Annotated in this window: 16 protein-coding genes; all 16 read left to right on the top strand. The window is 64.2% G+C overall.

The features are described from left to right. Positions 1–36 precede the first annotated feature (36 nt). The 16 genes from ACP8JZ_RS06535 (at position 37) to ACP8JZ_RS06460 (ending at position 18,026) form a co-directional block, all read left to right on the top strand. A complete protein-coding gene (locus ACP8JZ_RS06535; protein WP_306517426.1) occupies positions 37–1,854 on the top strand; it encodes a peptidoglycan D,D-transpeptidase FtsI family protein in 1,818 nt (605 codons plus the stop codon). Continuing rightward, complete coding sequence (locus ACP8JZ_RS06530) at positions 1,851–3,482, top strand: UDP-N-acetylmuramoyl-L-alanyl-D-glutamate--2,6-diaminopimelate ligase (protein ID WP_484482280.1); 1,632 nt, start codon at positions 1,851–1,853, stop codon at positions 3,480–3,482. Before ACP8JZ_RS06535 ends, ACP8JZ_RS06530 begins: the two co-directional genes overlap by 4 nt. Then, entirely contained in the window at positions 3,479–4,948 is a 1,470-nt protein-coding gene (locus ACP8JZ_RS06525; protein ID WP_484482279.1) for a UDP-N-acetylmuramoyl-tripeptide--D-alanyl-D-alanine ligase, read from the top strand. The genes ACP8JZ_RS06530 and ACP8JZ_RS06525 overlap by 4 nt, the downstream gene beginning before the upstream one ends. Then, positions 4,945–6,030, top strand: a complete 1,086-nt coding sequence (mraY, locus tag ACP8JZ_RS06520; RefSeq protein WP_484482278.1) for a phospho-N-acetylmuramoyl-pentapeptide-transferase — start codon at positions 4,945–4,947, stop codon at positions 6,028–6,030. The genes ACP8JZ_RS06525 and mraY overlap by 4 nt, the downstream gene beginning before the upstream one ends. After that, on the top strand, positions 6,012–7,514 hold the full coding sequence (gene murD / locus ACP8JZ_RS06515; protein WP_484482277.1) for a UDP-N-acetylmuramoyl-L-alanine--D-glutamate ligase: 1,503 nt from the start codon (positions 6,012–6,014) through the stop codon (positions 7,512–7,514). Before mraY ends, murD begins: the two co-directional genes overlap by 19 nt. Before the next feature lie 134 nt (positions 7,515–7,648). Then, positions 7,649–8,821, top strand: coding sequence for a putative lipid II flippase FtsW (ftsW, locus tag ACP8JZ_RS06510; protein ID WP_484482818.1), 1,173 nt, complete (start codon positions 7,649–7,651; stop codon positions 8,819–8,821). Between the two features lie 34 nt (positions 8,822–8,855). After that, positions 8,856–9,974 (top strand): undecaprenyldiphospho-muramoylpentapeptide beta-N-acetylglucosaminyltransferase, encoded by a 1,119-nt coding sequence (murG, locus tag ACP8JZ_RS06505; protein WP_306517411.1) that lies wholly within the window; start codon positions 8,856–8,858, stop codon positions 9,972–9,974. Next, positions 9,971–11,386, top strand: coding sequence for a UDP-N-acetylmuramate--L-alanine ligase (murC, locus tag ACP8JZ_RS06500; protein ID WP_484482276.1), 1,416 nt, complete (start codon positions 9,971–9,973; stop codon positions 11,384–11,386). Before murG ends, murC begins: the two co-directional genes overlap by 4 nt. Beyond that, a complete protein-coding gene (locus ACP8JZ_RS06495; protein ID WP_306517409.1) occupies positions 11,383–12,102 on the top strand; it encodes a cell division protein FtsQ/DivIB in 720 nt (239 codons plus the stop codon). Before murC ends, ACP8JZ_RS06495 begins: the two co-directional genes overlap by 4 nt. Before the next feature lie 287 nt (positions 12,103–12,389). Next, positions 12,390–13,574, top strand: coding sequence for a cell division protein FtsZ (gene ftsZ, locus ACP8JZ_RS06490; RefSeq protein ID WP_036902724.1), 1,185 nt, complete (start codon positions 12,390–12,392; stop codon positions 13,572–13,574). Between the two features lie 375 nt (positions 13,575–13,949). Next, positions 13,950–14,459 carry a cell division protein SepF gene (locus ACP8JZ_RS06485; protein ID WP_021104320.1) on the top strand — a complete coding sequence of 170 codons (510 nt, stop codon included), beginning with the start codon at positions 13,950–13,952 and terminating at the stop codon, positions 14,457–14,459. Between the two features lie 59 nt (positions 14,460–14,518). Beyond that, positions 14,519–14,806, top strand: coding sequence for a YggT family protein (locus ACP8JZ_RS06480; protein ID WP_021104321.1), 288 nt, complete (start codon positions 14,519–14,521; stop codon positions 14,804–14,806). A gap of 93 nt (positions 14,807–14,899) precedes the next feature. Beyond that, positions 14,900–15,886, top strand: a complete 987-nt coding sequence (locus ACP8JZ_RS06475) for a DivIVA domain-containing protein (RefSeq protein ID WP_306517407.1) — start codon at positions 14,900–14,902, stop codon at positions 15,884–15,886. Between the two features lie 243 nt (positions 15,887–16,129). Further along, a complete protein-coding gene (locus tag ACP8JZ_RS06470) occupies positions 16,130–16,552 on the top strand; it encodes a TraR/DksA family transcriptional regulator (RefSeq protein ID WP_036978071.1) in 423 nt (140 codons plus the stop codon). Further along, positions 16,549–17,106, top strand: a complete 558-nt coding sequence (locus tag ACP8JZ_RS06465) for a signal peptidase II (RefSeq protein ID WP_306517406.1) — start codon at positions 16,549–16,551, stop codon at positions 17,104–17,106. The genes ACP8JZ_RS06470 and ACP8JZ_RS06465 overlap by 4 nt, the downstream gene beginning before the upstream one ends. Beyond that, positions 17,103–18,026 (top strand): RluA family pseudouridine synthase, encoded by a 924-nt coding sequence (locus tag ACP8JZ_RS06460; protein ID WP_306517405.1) that lies wholly within the window; start codon positions 17,103–17,105, stop codon positions 18,024–18,026. The genes ACP8JZ_RS06465 and ACP8JZ_RS06460 overlap by 4 nt, the downstream gene beginning before the upstream one ends. The last annotated feature ends 1 nt before the right edge of the window (position 18,027 follow it).

Raw genomic sequence — 18,027 nt, 5'->3', positions numbered from 1 at the left:
TCCACGTCTCGTGACTCCACCTCTGAGCCGGGAGTCATCCATCGGTTCTTCCACGAGGGCAGACCAGGCGGCCAACGAGGTCGTCTGGTCATCACCCTGGCCATCCTCCTGCTGAGCTTTGCGATCTTCATCGGACGTGCGGTGTACCTGCAGGCGATCCAGGCGCCCAAGATGGCTCAGCGTGCTGCCGACCGCATGCGCTACACCCACGACCTGCTGCCCGACCGGGGTGCCATCACCGACCGCAATGGTTCTGCCCTGGCCAGGTCGGAGTCGGCCGTGCTCGTCTTCGTCGATCCGCAGATGATCAGCAGGAACGGTGTGGACGAGCGGGCCGAGATGAGTCGCTCCCAACAGGCCAAGGCAGCTGCCGCCCCCAAGGCCGTCGCCAAGATCCTCGCCAAGCACCTGGGTGGGTACCCGGAGGACTATCGGGAGGCACTCACCAAGAAAGACAAGTCAGGCAGACTCAGCCGATACTCCATCGTCAAGCACCAGGTGCCCAGCTACACCTTCGACCAGATCAAGGCCGAGATGAAGGACGGCGGCTGGTACGGCGTCTTCTCCTCCAACGACCCGGTACGCAGCTACCCCTCGGGAACCTTGGCCGCCAGCCTCATCGGATTCGTCAACACGGAAGGGCGTGGGTCTGCAGGCCTGGAGTACTCCCTGGACAAGAAGCTCACCGGAACCAAGGGCAAGGAGTCCTACGAGGCCTCCACCTACGGACGCATCCCGCTGGGCCACGAGACGCTCATCCCGGCCACAAATGGCAATTCCTACACCCTCACCCTCGACGCCCAGCTGCAGCTGTCGGTGCAGAACGCCCTGGAGGCGCAGATGCATGCCAGCAAGGCAGAATCGGGGCAGGCCATCGTCATGGACGTCAAGACCGGTGAGGTGCTGGCCATGGCATCGGCCCCCGGATTCGACCCCAAGGATTACGGCAGGGCCAAGGCCAACCAGTTGCGCAACCATGCCATTGCCGACAACTACGAGCCCGGATCGGTGCAGAAGGTCATCACCATGGCAGCCCTGGCCGACCAGGGAATCGTCAATGCCGACACCCATGTCGTCGTGCCCAGGACGCTCCCCTCAGGTGGTTCGCACATCAAGGACGCCTTCGACCACGACACGCTGCACCTCACTGCCCGCGGGGTCATCGCGAAGTCGTCCAACATCGGCACCACCCTGCTCACCCGGCAGACCGACAAGTCCACCCTCACGAAGTACCTCCAGGCCTTCAACCTGGGCAAGCCCACCGGAATCGAGTTGCCGGGGGAGGCCACCGGCTCGATTCCTCCCGCCTCGATGGCCGATTACACCCGTGACCAGGTGTCCTTCGGTCAGGGCATGTCGGTCACCTCGATACAGGAGGCTGCCGCCGTGGCCGCCGTCGTCAATGGCGGGGTCTACCATCAGCCGCGAATTCTCAAGTCTGGGGTGGACGGCAACGGCGACCCCATCGAGATTCCCACCGGGAAGGGGCATCGAGTGATCTCCCGGCAGGCCTCGTCCACCGTCGTGGACATGATGGAGTCGGTTGTCACCCTGACACCGGAGCGGCAGGTGCCCGGCTACCGGACGGCAGGCAAGACGGGTACCGCCGAACGCATCGACCCGTCGTGTCACTGCTACCGGGGATACACTGCCTCCTACGTCACCGTGGGGCCGGTCGAGGACCCCCGCATTCTCACCTACGTCGTCATCAACAATCCCAGCAAGGGGAGCCACCAGGGATCCGGCATCGCCCTGCCCGTGGGCCGTCAGATCATGTCGGTGGCCCTGCCTCAGTTCGGGGTGCCTCCGTCCAGGACCAAGGCACCCAAGAAACCTTTGGAGTACACGCCGTGAACGATTCAGTCCTTCTGCGTCCCGAGGAGCCCATCCAGCTGGCATGGTCAGACCTGCTGGCGGCAGTGGGCCCGCACCGCGTCATGGGACCACACCCCGATGAGGTCTGCGGGATCACCTTGGATTCTCGCCAGGTGCATCCCGGCGACCTCTACGTCGCACTGCCCGGAACCAGGTCACACGGAGCTCGATTTGCCGACCAGGCACGACGGGCCGGGGCGGTTGCCATCCTCACCGATGCCCAGGGAGCCAGCCTCATGGCAGGTCAGGGGGCAGACAGCGATGACCAGGGCACCAACCGTGCAGGCACTCCCGGTGCCAGCTGTGGTGATCTCGCCGTGATCGTCGTCGACGATCCTCGCTCGGCGATGGCGGCAGCAGCTGCTCGTGTCTTCGGTGATCCCTCCCGATCCATGACGATGTTCGGGATCACCGGTACCAATGGCAAGACGACGACGGCCTTCCTCGTGGAGGCCGGACTGCGAGCAGCACGGCGTCATCCCGGCACGATCGGCACCATCGGGTACCGGATCGACGGGGCCGAGCTGCCCAGCGGTCGCACCACCGTCACCACGCCCGAATCGCCCGATCTGCAGGCCCTGTTGCGTGTCATGGCCGACCGGGGTGCCACCGACGTCGTCATGGAGGTCTCCTCGCACGCCCTGGCCCTGCACCGGGTGGACGCGACGGTCTTCGACGTCGCCGCCTTCACGAATCTGGGGCGCGACCACCTCGACTTCCACAAGACCCTCGACAACTACTTCGAGGCCAAGGCCCGACTCTTCACCCCGCAGCTGGCCCGTACCGCCGTCATCAACGTCGACGACCCCCGTGGCCAGGAGCTGGCTCGTCGGTGCGCGGAGAACGGGGTGCGGGTCGTCAGCACATCGGTGACGACGCAATCCGACTACCAGGTGGTCTCGTGGACCCCGGACGCGCAGCTCGGCTCCCGGGTGGAGGTCCGCACCCCCTCGGGAATGCGGACCATGCGGCTTGGCATCCCGGGTGAGTACAACGTACGCAACGCCGTCATGGCCCTGGCCATGCTTGAGGCCAGCGGACTGAGTTTCGACGAGGTCGTCGATGGTCTGCAGGATGCCCAGGTTCCCGGACGGATGGAACGAGTCCCCCTGGGCGAGGGTGCCCCGGGGGTGCTCGTCGACTTCGCCCACACCCCCCAGGCGATCTCCTCGGCCCTGGCCGGTGCGCGCGAGGGGATCCAGCACAACGGCAGTGCGGGACGCGTCATCTGTGTCGTGGGTGCCGGTGGCGACCGAGACGCAGCCAAACGAGCCCCGATGGGGCAGGCAGCTGCCGAGGAGGCCGACGTCGTCGTCGTCACCGACGACAATCCACGCACCGAGGACCCAGCCAGCATTCGTGCGGCGGTGGTGGCCGGTGCCCAGCAGGTGGGTTCCGCTGAGGTCATCAACGGTGGATCGCGTCGTGAGGCCATCCGGCGTGCCCTGGAACTCGCCACTGCGCATGATCTCGTCTGCCTGCTCGGCAAGGGCCATGAGACTGGCCAGCAGGTCGGTGAGGACACCCTACCCTTCGACGATCGAACCGTTGCCGCAGAACAGTGGGCGCAACTGAGGTCCGACAAACATTCTGGAGATGTCGCATGAGGACAACCACAGTCGAACAGATCGCACGGGACATCGGCGGGCAGCTGGTGGGCGATCCCAGGCGGGAGGTCGGTCCCGACGTCGTCATCGACAGCCGGGAGGCCTGCCCGGGAAGCCTTTTCGTCGCTTTCCGGGGGCAACGAGTCGACGGGCACGACTTTGCCGATGCCGCAGCGCAGTCAGGTGCAGCAGCCGTCCTCGCCGAACATGTCACGGACGCCGACCTGCCGCACATCGTCGTCCCCGATCCCCAGCAGGGATTGGCCAGACTCGCCGCCTCCGTCGTCTCCCAGGAGCGTTCCCGAGGCATGATAGCCATCGACCTCACCGGATCCTCGGGCAAGACGAGCACCAAGGACCTCCTGGCCCAGGTGCTGGAGGACGAGGGCCCCACGGTGTCACCGATCGGCTCGTTCAACAACGAGATCGGGGTGCCCCTCACGGCCTGCGCCGTGGAGAAGGACACCGCATTCCTCGTCTCCGAGATGGGGGCACGTGGTAGTGGCCACATCAGCCGGCTCACCAACATCGTTCCCCCGGACGTCGCCATGGTGCTCAACGTGGGCACCGCCCATCTGGGTGAGTTCGGCAGTCGGGACGCCATCGCCCGGGCCAAGGGCGAGATCCTCGAGGCACTGCGGCCGGACTGTTGGGCCGTGCTCAACGCAGCCGATCCCCGGGTGGCGGCGATGACCGAGCGCACCGGAGCCAACGTGGCCTGGTTCGGTGTGGGCGAGGAGCATCGTCACACCGAGGCCGAGATCGAGGTGTGGGCCACCGACCTGGCTGCCGATGACCTCGACCGCTACACCTTCAAGATCCACCTGCGCATCGAGGGACGGCACAGCGCTCATCGAGTGAGTCTGCGCACCATGGGGGAGCATCAGGTGTCCAATGCCGTGGCGGCAGCCGCGGCAGCCTCCTGCGCGCTCACCCGGGCCTCCAACCGCAAGGCCGATCCAGAGCGTATTGCGCGCTCGCTGAGCCAGGCGACGACTCGCTCGCCGCTGCGCATGCAGATCGAGGAGCGCTCCGACGGGCTGGTGCTCGTCAACGACTGCTACAACGCCAATCCCGACTCGATGGCAGCCGCACTGCGTACCGTCGGTGACATCCTCACCAGACGTGCCGACAGTGATCCGCGCACCCGTGGAGTGGCGGTGCTGGGCGACATGCTCGAACTTGGCGAGCAGTCGGCACAGCGCCACCGCGACGTCGGTGAACTCGCGGTGGGTCGAGGATTCGACGAGATCCTGTGCATCGGACAGTACGCCGAGGACCTTGCCGCCGGAGCCACCTCTGCTGGCGGTCGGGCCCGCGTCGTCACCACCGACGAGGCTGCCGACGCCGTGGGGTGGAGCGGTCATGACGTCGTCCTGGTCAAGGCGTCACGCGGCTTGGAGCTGGAGCGGGTGTCTGAGAGAATTCTTGCCGATGACGTGCACGAGCAGGGGGCCCAGCAGTGAAGACGATCCTCCTGGCCGGTGCCGTGGCCATGCTCGGCCCCTTGGTCGGCACCCGGTGGTTCGTGAAGTTCTTGGCCGCCCACGGCTACGGGCAGTACATCCGTGACGATGGCCCCACCACTCACCGCACCAAGAAGGGCACCCCCACCATGGGCGGTGCCGTCATCATCGTCTCGGTGCTGTTGTCGTACACCATTGCGCATCTGGTGACGATGACCGCCCCGAGCATCTCGGCCCTGCTGGTGCTGTGGCTGTTCGCCGGGATGGGGTTCATCGGTTTCCTTGACGACTGGACCAAGATCTCCAAGCAGAGATCCCTGGGTCTCAAACCTCGTGGAAAACTCATCGGGCAGGCGATCGTGGCGATCGTCTTCGGCGTCGGTGTGCTGTTTTTCCCCGACAAGAACGGTGTCACCCCGGGGTCACCGGCGATCTCGTTCCTGCGTGACCTGCCGTGGGCCCAGCTGCCGGTCTGGCTCGCCGTCATCTGGATCATCATCCTCATCGCGGGTACGTCCAACGGCGTCAACCTCACCGATGGCCTGGACGGACTGGCGACCGGATCGGCAGCCATGGTCTTCGGTGCCTACACCTTGTTGAGTGTCTGGCAGTTCAACCAGTGGTGCTCGCATTCCCCCGCAGGTCTGTCGCGGTGCTACGAGGTGCGCGATCCCTATGACATTGCAGTGGTGGCCCTGGCCCTGGCGGGGGCGTGTTTCGGGTTTCTGTGGTGGAACGCCAAACCGGCGAAGATCTTCCTCGGTGACACCGGATCGTTGGCCCTGGGCGGTGCGGTGGCTGGACTCGCCGTCGTGTCGCGCACCGAGTTGTTGCTCGTCATCATCGGGGGATTGTTCGTCGTGGAGACCCTCTCGGTGATGCTGCAGGTGGGGGTCTTCAAGATCACCGCGAAACGTACCGGGCAGGGCAGACGAATCTTCAAGATGGCGCCACTGCACCACCATTTCGAGATGAAGGGGTGGGAGGAGGTCACCGTCGTGATCCGGTTCTGGATCATCTGTGGTCTCTTCGTGGCAGCAAGCATGGGAATCTTCTACGGCGAATGGGTGGCAGGACAGTGAGTGGAGTGAATCTTGACCGAGCCGACCGGCTCTTCGACTGGTCGAGTGTGCAGGTGGTCATTGCTGGTCTGGGAATGTCTGGTTTCGCAGCTGCCGATGCGCTGCTCGACCTGGACGCCTCGGTGCTCGTCCTGGACGATCGCGATGACGACGACCACCGGGACAAGGCCAATCTGCTGGAGGTCCTGGGCGCCTCGGTGCGGCTGGGGGCCGGATCGACGGCGCAGCTGCCGCCCGGAACCGATCTCGTCATCGTCTCGCCGGGATGGCGTCCGACCCAACCGCTCATCGCCCAGGCCCTGGCCGCCGATGTGCCGGTGTGGGGTGAACCGGAGCTCGCCTGGCGTCTCATGCATCCCGACCGTGTCGTGCCCTGGCTGGGCATCACCGGTACCAATGGCAAGACGACGACCACCCAGATGACCGAGTCGATGCTCATCGCTGGTGGGTTCAAGGCTGCTGCGGTGGGCAACATCGGACGGCCGATCCTCGAGGCCATGGCCGACGAGGTGGACTACGACGTCTTCGCCGTGGAGCTCTCGAGTTTCCAGCTGCACTGGTCGCCGTCGCTGGCGCTGCACTCGGCAGCCGTGCTCAACCTGCACGAGGACCATCTGGAGTGGTACGCCCATGCCGACGACCCCTACGCAGCCTACGGTGCCGACAAGGCGCGCATCTTCCACCAGGTGACGCACTCCTGCGTCTACAACTACGACGACCCGGCCACTGAGAAGATGGTGGAGGAGGCCGACGTCGTCGAGGGTGCTCGAGCCATCGGCTTTCGCAACGGGATCCCCGGTCTCTCGATGATCGGTGTGGTGGACGACATGATCGTCGACCGAGCCTTCATCGCCGAACGGCACAGCTCGGCCCTGCCACTGGCCAAGGTGGCCGACGTCCAGCCGGCTGCCCCGCACAATGTGGAGAATGCCCTGGCCGCTGCTGCGCTCACCCGGTCCTTCGGGGTGAGCCCGCAGGCAGTGGCCCAGGGATTGCAGAACCTGCACCTGGGCGGACACCGCATCGAGACCGTCCACCAGGGCGATGACATCACCTGGGTCGACGACTCCAAGGCCACCAATCCACACGCCGCGAACTCCTCCATGCGAGCTTTCGAGTCGATCGTGTGGATCGCCGGCGGCCAGGCCAAGGACACCTCCTTCGACACCCTCGTCCAGACCCACGCCAACCGACTGCGTGGAGTCGTCGTGCTGGGTGTGGACCGGCAGCGCATTGCCGAGAGCCTTGCCGAACACGCTCCCGATGTGCCGGTCGTCGTCCTGGACACCATGGATCGCACCGTCATGGACGAGGCCGTCACCCAGGCGGCGCGCATGGCCCGCCCCGGCGACACCGTGCTGCTGGCCCCCGGGTGCGCCAGTCGGGACATCTGGACCGGCTACGACGTACGTGGGGACGACTTCGCCCGTGCTGCCTGTGCCCTCGGCCCGGCGCGTGCGGACGACGAGCCGGAGAGTCGGTGACGATGGGTCACACGACGGACGGTGCGGTGATGGCGGACATGGCTGGCAACCGGCGCCATTCCAATGCCATCGCGCGATGGTACCGATGGATGAGGCTGGACAACGGATCTGCGCGCTCAGATGGCAGGAAAACCTTGCTCGCCCAGCCCATGCTCGACTACCTCGTGCTGCTCGTCGTCACCCTGCTGCTGTTGGGCATTGGCACCCTCATGAGTCTGTCCTCGTCATCGGTGTACGCACAGATGCTTGGCAACAGTCCTTACTACTTCGCCAAACGACAACTCGGTTTCCTGGCCATCGGCATCATTGCCGGGTTGGTCTTTGGCAGGTTCAGCGAGGAGTTCCTGCGCAGGACGGCCGGGATCGTCTGGGTGGTGGTCGGTCTCATGCTGGTCGCGACCCTGTTCGTGGGCGACGATGCCGGGAAGGGAAACCGCTCCTGGTTGTCGGTGGGGCCGGTGGGGGTGCAGCCCTCGGAGTTCGCCAAGTTCTCCCTGGTGCTCATTGGCGCGGCCTATCTTGCCCGGCACCGGGAGACGATTGGCGAGGTCAAGGATTTCTTCTGGTTCCTCGCCATCCAGGGAAGTGTCATCCTCATGGTGCTCGTCCAGGGGGACCTTGGTACGGCGCTCATCCTCGCAGCGATCGTCCTCGTACAGATGTGGGTCTGTGGGATGCCGATGCGTCACATCCTCACCCTGCTGGCCGTAGGCGCTGTGGGGGTTGTGGGGATGATCGTTCAGGCTCCCTACCGGATGCAGCGCATCGTGACCTTCCTGGACCCCTCCAGCGACAGCACCACCTCGGACCAGCCGTTGGCGGCAACCTATGCCCTGGCCACCGGCGGTCTGGGCGGGGTTGGCATCGGGGCGTCCAAGCAGAAGTGGGGCGGGCTCTACGACGGTGCCCAGAACGACTTCGTCTTCGCCGTGCTCGGTGAGGAGCTCGGGCTGGTGGGCACCGTGACGGTCATCCTCCTCTTCGCCCTGCTCTGCTGGGCGGGGATTCGGGTTGCGGTGCGTTCCCAGTCGCAGTTCCTGCGCATTGCCGCCGCGACGATCACGACGTGGATCGGCGTCCAGGCGCTCATCAACATGGCTGTTTCCCTGACATTGGCACCGGTCATCGGCGTGCCCCTACCATTCATCTCGGTCGGAGGGTCAGCATTGGTGTCGAACTTGGCGGCAATGGGCGTTCTGCTCTCGTGCGCACGCCGGGAACCAGCGGCTCAGCGGTACCTGGATGCCACCCGCCGCAGAAAACCACCGAGGGTGACATCGGTGGTCGACGATTCCGGCAGCAACTGAACCTGCGATGGGCAGGAAGGGGAAGGACTGACACATGGTCAACGTGGTACTGGCAGGTGGTGGCACTGCTGGACACACCTCGCCGCTCATCGCGACCGCACAGCAACTGGTGGGGATGGCCCAGGTCGAACAGGTGTCGTGCATCGGGACCCCCAAGGGCTTGGAGGGGCGAGTCATTCCCGATGCCGGATTGCAGATCGACATGATTCCCCCCGTGCCGCTGCCGCGCAAGTTTTCCGTCGATCTGGTCAAGGTGCCCGCGCGCCTGGTTGGGGCCGTGCGACGTGCTGGTGAGGTGCTGGACGCACGCGAGGCCGACGTCGTCGTCGGCTTCGGAGGGTACGTCTCCATGCCCGCCTACCTGGCTGCCCGGTCGCGACACATCCCGGTCGTCGTCCATGAGCAGAATGCGGTACCGGGACTCGCCAACAGGGTCGCCGCTCGCTTCGCAGCCGGGGTGTACACGGCGTTTCCCGACACCCCACTGCCGGGTGCTGAGTTCATCGGTATGCCATTGCGGGCCAATGTCGCTGAGCTTGCGAGTCTGGACGAACGGGATCGAGCCGAACGTCGACGCCGCACCCGCAAGGAGTTCGGGCTGGACGAGGACCGCCCAACCCTGCTGGTCTCCGGAGGTTCCCAGGGTGCGGTCTCGGTGAACACCGCGGTCGTCCATGCTCGTGGTCAGCTGCTCGCCGACGGCGTACAGGTGCTGCACGTGCTGGGTCCCAGGAACATGGCGGGCGCCCTCACCCACACCGATGACAGTACCGGTGCCCGATGGGTGCCGGTGGCCTACGTCGACGACATGGCCCGAGCCTACGCAGCAGCCGATCTCATGGTTGCTCGCTCGGGTGCCGGCACGGTCGTCGAGACGGCGGTGTGTGGCCTTCCCACGATCTACGTCCCCCTGCCACACGGCAATGGTGAGCAGGCTCGCAATGCCTCCTCGGTCGTGGCCGCCGGTGGGGGAGTGCTCATCAGGGACGATGAGCTGAATGCCACTCGTCTCATGCGGGAGGTGGCACGGATCCACCACCCTGACGAACTGGCCCGGATGTCCATGGCCGGACGCGACCTCATGTCCACCCAGGCAGCACAGAACCTTGCCCAGGCGGTTGTCTCGGCAGCGACGAGGAGGAAGAAGAAGTGACCCTTCGCGAGCCCGTCCACCTGGAGGATCCGCGCACCATCGGCCCGGTGCACTTCATCGCCATTGGTGGGGCCGGCATGAGTGGTGTGGCGCGAGCCTACGCTGAGCTGGGGGCGGAGGTGTCGGGGTCCGACCAGGTGAACTCGACCCGTCTGGAGTCGCTCTCTGCCATGGGTGTGCGCACCTGGGTGGGGCACGATCCCTCCCACGTCCACGGGGCACGCACGGTTGTGGTGTCCTCGGCCATTCACGACGACAATCCGGAACTGGTCGAGGCTCGCCGACTCGGTCTGCGGATCTGGCATCGCAGTGCCGCCCTGGCAGCACTCATGCTCGGACGCCAGGGGGTGTCGGTGGCCGGTACCCACGGCAAGACGACGACCAGCGCCATCATCGCCAGCATTCTCACCGATGCTGGCATGGATCCGTCCTACGTCATCGGTTCCCCGCTGGCTACCAGTGGACGCTCGGCACATCTGGGACGAGGGGATGCCTTCGTCGTCGAGGCCGACGAGTCCGACGGGTCCTTCCTGCAGTACCCCAGCCAGATCGTCATCGTCACCAATGTGGAGGCCGACCACCTCGACAACTGGGGCACCCCACAGCGTTACTTCGACGGATTCGTCACGATGGCCACCCGCCCGCAGGTGAGGTACGTCATCGTCTGTGTCGACGATCCGGGATCCGCCGAGCTGGCTCGTCGGCTGGAGGAGACCGGGACGGTGCAGGTCGTCACCTACGGTGAGTCCGAGGACGCCGAAGTACGTCTTACCGACATCGTACTGGACGGCACGACGAGTTGTGCGACGATCTCACACGGCCGCACCACGAGTCGTCTGGAACTCAATGTTCCCGGCCAGTACAACCTGTCCAATGCTGCTGCAGCGTACTGCGCAGTCAGCCTGTTGGGTGTCCCGGAGGCAGATGTCATGACCGGAACCAGGAATTTCACCGGGACGCTGCGTCGGTTCCAGCTGCTGGGACGCAGAGGCGGGGTGTCGGTCTTCGACGACTACGCCCACCACCCCACCGAGATCCGCGCCACCCTGGGGGCTGCTCGCCGGGTCGCCGAGCAGGGCAGGGTCGTCGCGTGTTTTCAGCCACACCTGTTCACCCGGACCAGGGATTTCGCCGATGAGTTCGGTGCCGCCCTCACCTTGGCCGACGAGGTCTTCGTCACCGACGTCTACCCGGCCAGGGAGGAACCCCTTGCCGGGGTGAGCGGCCGACTCGTCCACGATGCCGTGCTCTCCCATGGCGGTTCGAGCTGCTATGTCGCGGACAAGGCAATGCTGCCCGAGGTGTTGGCCGGCCAGGTGCGCCCCGGCGACCTCGTCATCACGCTGGGAGCTGGTGACATCAGTCTCATCGGGTCGCTGCTGCTCCCGTTGCTGCAGGACGCTGACGCATGAGCCGCTCGATCACCGACATCACCGGGGCGATCGACGTCAAACGACACCGCCGACAGCGGCGTCGGAGGATTGTCGTTGTGACTGCCGTGGCGATTGTCGTTCTCGTGGCCGTGGCAGTGGTCGTGGTGCGTCACAGCACGGTGTTCGCGGTCGAGCATGTCGACGTCACCGGCGTCAGGATGCTCAAGGCCGATCAAGTACGCGACGCTGCCAGGATTTCCCCCGGAACTCCGCTGGCCAGGGTTGACGTGGATCACGCGGCTTCGTCCGTGGCGGCGATGCCAGACGTTGCCGACGTGACGGTGAGCAGGCACTGGCCGCGCACGGTGCAGATCGCCGTCACCGAGCGACGTCCCGTGTACCAGGTGAGCGGTCATGGCGGTTTCACCTGGGTGGACGAGCATGGGCAGATGTTTCATCAGTCCGCCACCAGGAGTTCCCAGCTGCTCGTCGTGAGGTTGGATGCGTCCAAGCCGCGAATGCGTACCGATGCCGCCACCGTTGCCTCGTCATTGAGCAAGGAGATTCGTGCCCAGACCGATCACATCGAGGTCCGAGGTACCGATTCCATCCAGATTCACCTTGTCAAGGGAGGTACCATCGTCTGGGGATCGGCGGATGAGTCTGCGCTGAAGTCCAAGGTGGCGACGGCAATGCTCAACGTCAAGGCCAAGGAGTACGACGTCTCGAGCCCGCAACGGCCCACGTCGAGGTAGATCCTGCCTTCCAGGCCGCCCCAGTGGCGGGTGGCTCGGGCGTGCACGTGTTCTGCTCTCCGGAGAAGGATTGCTCGGCGTCATTGGCGCTCAAGTTCCTCTCGCGGCGGGCACGTCATGCGTCCGTGACATCGGATCTGAGTGATTGCCCCCGATGGTTCAATGGGTGCGGCAGGAGGGTATGGGCGCTCCCGGCCAGGTCTCAACCCGTGGTTGAGACTCCCCATTTTTGTTGGACACCAGCCGGTGGTGGTCAATAACCTTTCAAGAAGATCGGCTCTCTACGAATTGAGGTTCCAGTGGCAAGTCAAACCACCGCGGTCATCAGAGTCGTTGGCGTGGGCGGCGGCGGCTGCAATGCCGTCAACCGCATGATTGAAGCTGGTCTCAAAGGCGTCGAGTTCATCGCCGTCAACACGGATGCGCAGGCTCTTCTCAACAGCAGCGATGCTGACGTCAAACTTGACATCGGGCGAGAACTCACTCGGGGTCTGGGTGCCGGAGCCGATCCTGACAAGGGCCGACAGGCAGCCGAGGACCACTCCGAGGAGATCGAGGAGTGTCTCAAGGGCGCCGACATGGTCTTCGTGACGGCAGGTGAAGGCGGTGGCACGGGTACTGGAGCTGCCCCGGTCGTCGCCAAGATCGCCCGTTCGCTGGGAGCTCTCACCATCGGTGTGGTCACCCGCCCGTTCAGCTTCGAGGGTCATCGACGTTCGACCCAGGCCGACGAGGGCGTCAACCGTCTGTCGGAGGAGGTCGACACCCTCATCGTCATCCCCAATGACCGTCTGCTGTCGATGGCCGATCAGAAGGTCACCATCACCGACGCCTTCCGGGTCGCCGACCAGGTGCTCATGCAGGGCGTCTCGGGCATCACCGACCTCATCACGACGCCGGGCCAGATCAACCTCGACTTCGCCGACGTCAAGGCCGTCATGTCGAATGCCGGTTCGGCCCTCATGGGTATTGGGCACGCCTCGGGCGAGGATCGTGCCCGGATGGCAGCCGAGATGGCCATCTCCTCCCCGCTGCTCGAGGTCTCCGTCGATGGAGCACATGGGGTGCTCATGTCGATCGCCGGTGGCTCCGATCTGGGGCTGTTCGAGGTGGCTTCGGCAGCCAGTCTCATCGAGGAGGCTGTTGACGACGAGGCCAACATCATCTTCGGCACCATCATCGACGACACCTTGGGTGACGAGATTCGCATCACCGTCATTGCGGCTGGTTTTGATTCCGGTCAGCCGCCGCGCAAGCAACCCGGTATCAGTGCTCGTCCGGGGCTCAAGAACAGGTCTACCGGTCAGCAGTCGCGGCCATCGTCTGGATCCGGCACCACGGCAATCGCCCGTCCGGTCCCGCAGCACGCCGAGGAGCAGGATTCCCACAGTGCCCAGGAGGGTTCGAACACACAGCGGTCCACTCCTCCCGTCGCCGAGGACGATCTGGACATTCCAGACTTCATGAAGTGACTCGGATCCTCTGAGGGTTGCATATTCTCGGAGGGTTATTCGTGCCGTGACCGTCGGTTGCGTACCAGCCCCATGTGGTCATCTCAGAACGTCAGGCATCGTGGACGTGGTCCGCGTGCTTGGCGTTCCGTCCTGCCGGTGTCGTGGGACAACTGCTGGGAATGGGCAGGGGGAGCGGTCTGTGGGGGCGGCTCCGTGGAGTGATGTGACCCGGTGGGGCGATCGGTGTGTCAAGGACGGCACTATGATGGTGAAAACTGCCCCCGCTGTTTCCCGTGGGATAGTGTTTGCGTGTCACTGTCATCGGGTTCGCCTCGACCGTGGCACCCTGATGAGTGACGTATTCTCGATTCGTGGTGTTGTGAAGGAGAGCTCATGGCTGGGTTCGGCAGGAAGCTTGCCTCATACGTCGGTCTGGTGGACGACGCGCGATACGATGATGATCTTCGCGACGAGGAGTTGACCGAAGAGGTCTACTCCGATGATGGGTACGAGCCTTCCCAGCTGACCTCGATGCCGTCCGGTGATCCTCAAGAACCCATGTCTGCCTCTCCGCATCGTGAACAGGAGCGTCCCATGGTCGTCGATGAACCTTCCATCGCAGACATCAATCGGATCCTCACGGTTCATCCGCGAAACTACAACGAGGCCCGCCTCATCGGTGAGCAGTACCGGGACGGTGTTCCGGTCATCATGAACCTCACCGAGATGGATGATTCCGACGCCAAACGGTTGGTCGACTTCGCGGCTGGTCTCATCTTCGGTCTGCGTGGAACGATCGAGCGAGTCACCAGCAAGGTCTTCCTGCTGTGCCCGCACAATGTCAATGTCGCACCGGAGGACAAGGCTCGGATTGCGGGCGAAGGGTTCTTCAACCAGTCCTGAAGGCTGAACTCGACGTTCAGGGTTTGAGTCGAGGCATTGAGCAGTTTTGTGAGACGTCGATGACGGTCGTTGGAAAAATTCTCTACATCATTCTCCAGATTTACCTGGTACTTCTCATCGCACGAATGATCATGTCGTGGGTACCTCTGGCCTCCCGGGATTTTCAGCCCCGTGGCTGGATCGCAGTGCTTTTCGAAGCGGTCTACACCGTCACCGATCCACCGATCAGATTCTTTGACAAACGAATCCCAGTACTGCGTATTGGTGCAGTTGGTATCAGTCTGGGTTTCATCATCGTCTTCATTCTGGTGTCGATTGCGCAGTCTCTCGTCATCAGGTTCATGTGACGCTGTGAACTTCAGGGGGGTAGCCTTGACACAGCTTCGTGGTGGAGCAAATCCGTCACGGCCACGTCCGTTCCCGAGTTCTTGGAGTGCACAATGACGCTGACCCTCGACGAGGTGCGCAGGATCCGATTCCCGATGGCCCGTCGTCCAGGCGATGGCTACCGAGCCGCCGAAGTTGATGACTTTGTCGATCGCGTTGACGCAACCTTCGCTGCGATGACGGACGAGAGCGAGCGTCTCAAGGCTCAGCTCGAGGCCCTCAAGTCCAGTGATGACCGCAGCCAATACGACGAGGCCGATTCCGAGCTTGCTGAGGAGAATGAGCGTCTCAAGGCTCAGCTCGAGGAGGCTCGTGCCGCGCAACGAAGCCGGGGAGACGAGGCTCGCACCGTCAAGCGGTACGAGTCCGAGCTCACCCAGCTGCGCAACGAGAATGCACGCCTGAACTCGCAGCTGTCCGATGCTCGCCGTGAGCTTGCCACGGCACGTTCGGCCACCGAGGCTCCTGCTACGTCGCAGCTCGTGGGTGATGGCAAGGTTGAGCGGATCGAGGTCACCACCTCTGCCCAGGCCTCACCTGCCGTTGCGCGAATGATCGAGCTGTCCACTGCTTCCGCCGAGCGAGTGGTTTCCGAGGCCCAGGACGAGGCGAATCGCAAGATTGCCGTCGCCGAGCGCAAGGTTCACGAGCTCACCGTCGATGCCCAGACTCGCGCCGAGCGCATCGAGTCGGCTGCTCGTGTCAACTCCGAGAAGCTTGAGTCCGATGCCAAGGCCAATGCCGATCAGGTGAACATCGATGCCGCGAACCGTCGCGACGACCTGTTCCGTCAGCTCGAGTCCGAGCGTGACGTCCTGCTGGCCCGGGTTGACCGGCTGCGTGAGTTCGAGTCCAACTACCGTCAGGCTTTCGTCTCCCAGCTGCGCACCCAAGCTGATCGTATGGACCAGGCCGCTTTCGAGCCGTCCGAGACCCCACACCTGCTCGAGCCCGACCACCGTGTCGAGCGCGGCGCCTCGGCGACCCCGCGTCTGGATGCGCTCATCGGGCGCGGCCAGCGTGACGGGTCCAACAACTGAGGCTCATGCGTAATTGATGATCAGCGGCGATGCGCTGATCCGCTTCGGGGTTCCCCAACTGGTTGGGGAACCCCTTGGTGTCGTGTGGGCGAAGCCCACATGAACATCCTGTGACATGAGGGTCCATGTTCGGGATTGCCGTCATGGTCGAGTACTATTTGCCATCAGTCGTGGAGCAGTGTTGACCGCTTCGCGAAGTCCTGGGTTCCCCAGGACCCCTGATGTCGATCAATGGAGGTCACCATGTCTGAGCATGATGTGGCGGCGATTGCCAAGTCCTTGCCCGTGCGAGACGGGGATGAGCCGTGGACCGTGGAAGAGGTCAGCGAGATCATCGACACTCTCGAACACGATGTTGAGAGAATGGCTCGTTCGCTGGCCAAGTCCGATGAGGACCTGGCCAGTCTCATACAGGAAGGTAGTGATGGGGCTGGCAAGGACACCATCGATGTTGGCTCCTCGCAGTTCGAGCGGGACCAGGAAATGTCGCTGAACCAGAATGCACGTACCGTCTTCGAGCAGTCCCGAACGGCCATCAATGCTCTGGAGGAGGGCACCTACGGCACCTGCGAGAGCTGCGGCAACCCGATAGGAAAGGCCAGGTTGTCCGCCTTCCCACGCGCCACGATGTGTGTGCGGTGCAAGCAACGCGAAGAGCGACATTGAGTCACGAGCTCAGTGGTCATTGCCTGTCGGTGTGGCGGGTCACGGCGGCCGCAATCGCTATGGGTGGCCTGGCCCTTGACCAGATCACCAAGGCACTTGCGGAGCGCCACCTGGATCCTCTCAACCCGCCGAGCTGTCTCGGCGGTTTCCTCAAGCTGCAGCTCATCCACAACTCCGGTGCTGCGTTCTCCATGGGGTCTGGGGCGACGACGGCCATCTCGATCTTCGCGGTCATCGCCCTGGCAGCCGTCCTGGTGTGGGTGATGCCGCGGGCACGGCACCGGTGGTCACTCATCTCATGCGGAATGGTGCTGGCCGGTATCAGCGGCAACCTCGTCGACCGGATCTGGCGAACTCCCGGGCCGCTGCGTGGTCATGTCGTCGATTTCATCTCGCTGCCGCACTTCGCAATCTTCAATGTGGCAGACGTCTTCATCACCGTGACCGCGGTGCTCGCCGTCGTCATGAGCATCTTTGGTCACGATGACACTTCTGGTTCTGGGGTTGCTGGCACCAGAACCTCCGATCGAGCCGGTGAGGAGGCAACGTCATGAGCATCCTGCTCGTTCCCGAAGGCGTTGACGGGGATCGAATCGACGCCGCTGCTGCCCGGATGACCGGAGCCTCGCGCAGTCGGGTGGTCGATCTCATTGCCGAGTCCAAGGTGCTGCTCGACGGGGTCGCCGTCACCAAGGCGTCAACCCGAGTTCGATCCGGTCAGATGCTCGACATCGATCTCTCCGATCCAGCTCCGAGAGCCACCGTCGTCCCAGCGTTCGTCGCGGACATGAGGATCGTTCACGATGATGCCGACGTCGTCGTGGTGGACAAACCTGCTGGCGTGGCGGCGCACCCCTCGTTGGGATGGGACGGGCCGAGCGTCGTCGAGCACCTTGCCGCCGCCGGATTCGGGATATCCACCAGCGGCGCCCCGGAACGTCAGGGGATCGTGCAGCGTCTCGACGTGGGAACCTCCGGTCTCATGGTGGTGGCCAAGAGTGAGCACGCCTACGCTGCGCTCAAACAGGCCTTCCGGGACCGTACCCCGGAAAAGATCTACCTCGCTCTCGTCCAGGGGCTGCCCGACCCTGTTGTCGGCACCATCGACGCTCCCATTGGACGACATCGCGGCCACGACTGGAAGATGGCCGTCGTCGAGGGTGGTCGGCACAGCGTCACCCATTACGAGACCGTTGAGGCTTTCCGACACGTCAGCCTGCAACGAATCCACCTCGAGACAGGACGCACCCATCAGATCCGGGTGCACATGGCAGCGGTGCACCATCCGTGCTGCGGTGATCCGCTCTACGGTGCCGATCCGGTGCTCGCACGCCGACTCGGGTTGGATCGTCAGTGGCTGCATGCCGCGCAACTGTCGTTCACCCATCCGGGCACGGGGGACTGGGTGACGTTCCGCTCCGAGCTTCCCGATGACCTACAGCACGCCCTGGACGTCGTCCGTGCGGAATCCTGAA

The organism is Cutibacterium sp. LaCa_286, from assembly GCF_057198075.1.
The sequence above is the reverse complement of the archived record's forward strand: the minus strand, read 5'-3'. Positions and strand labels throughout refer to the sequence as shown.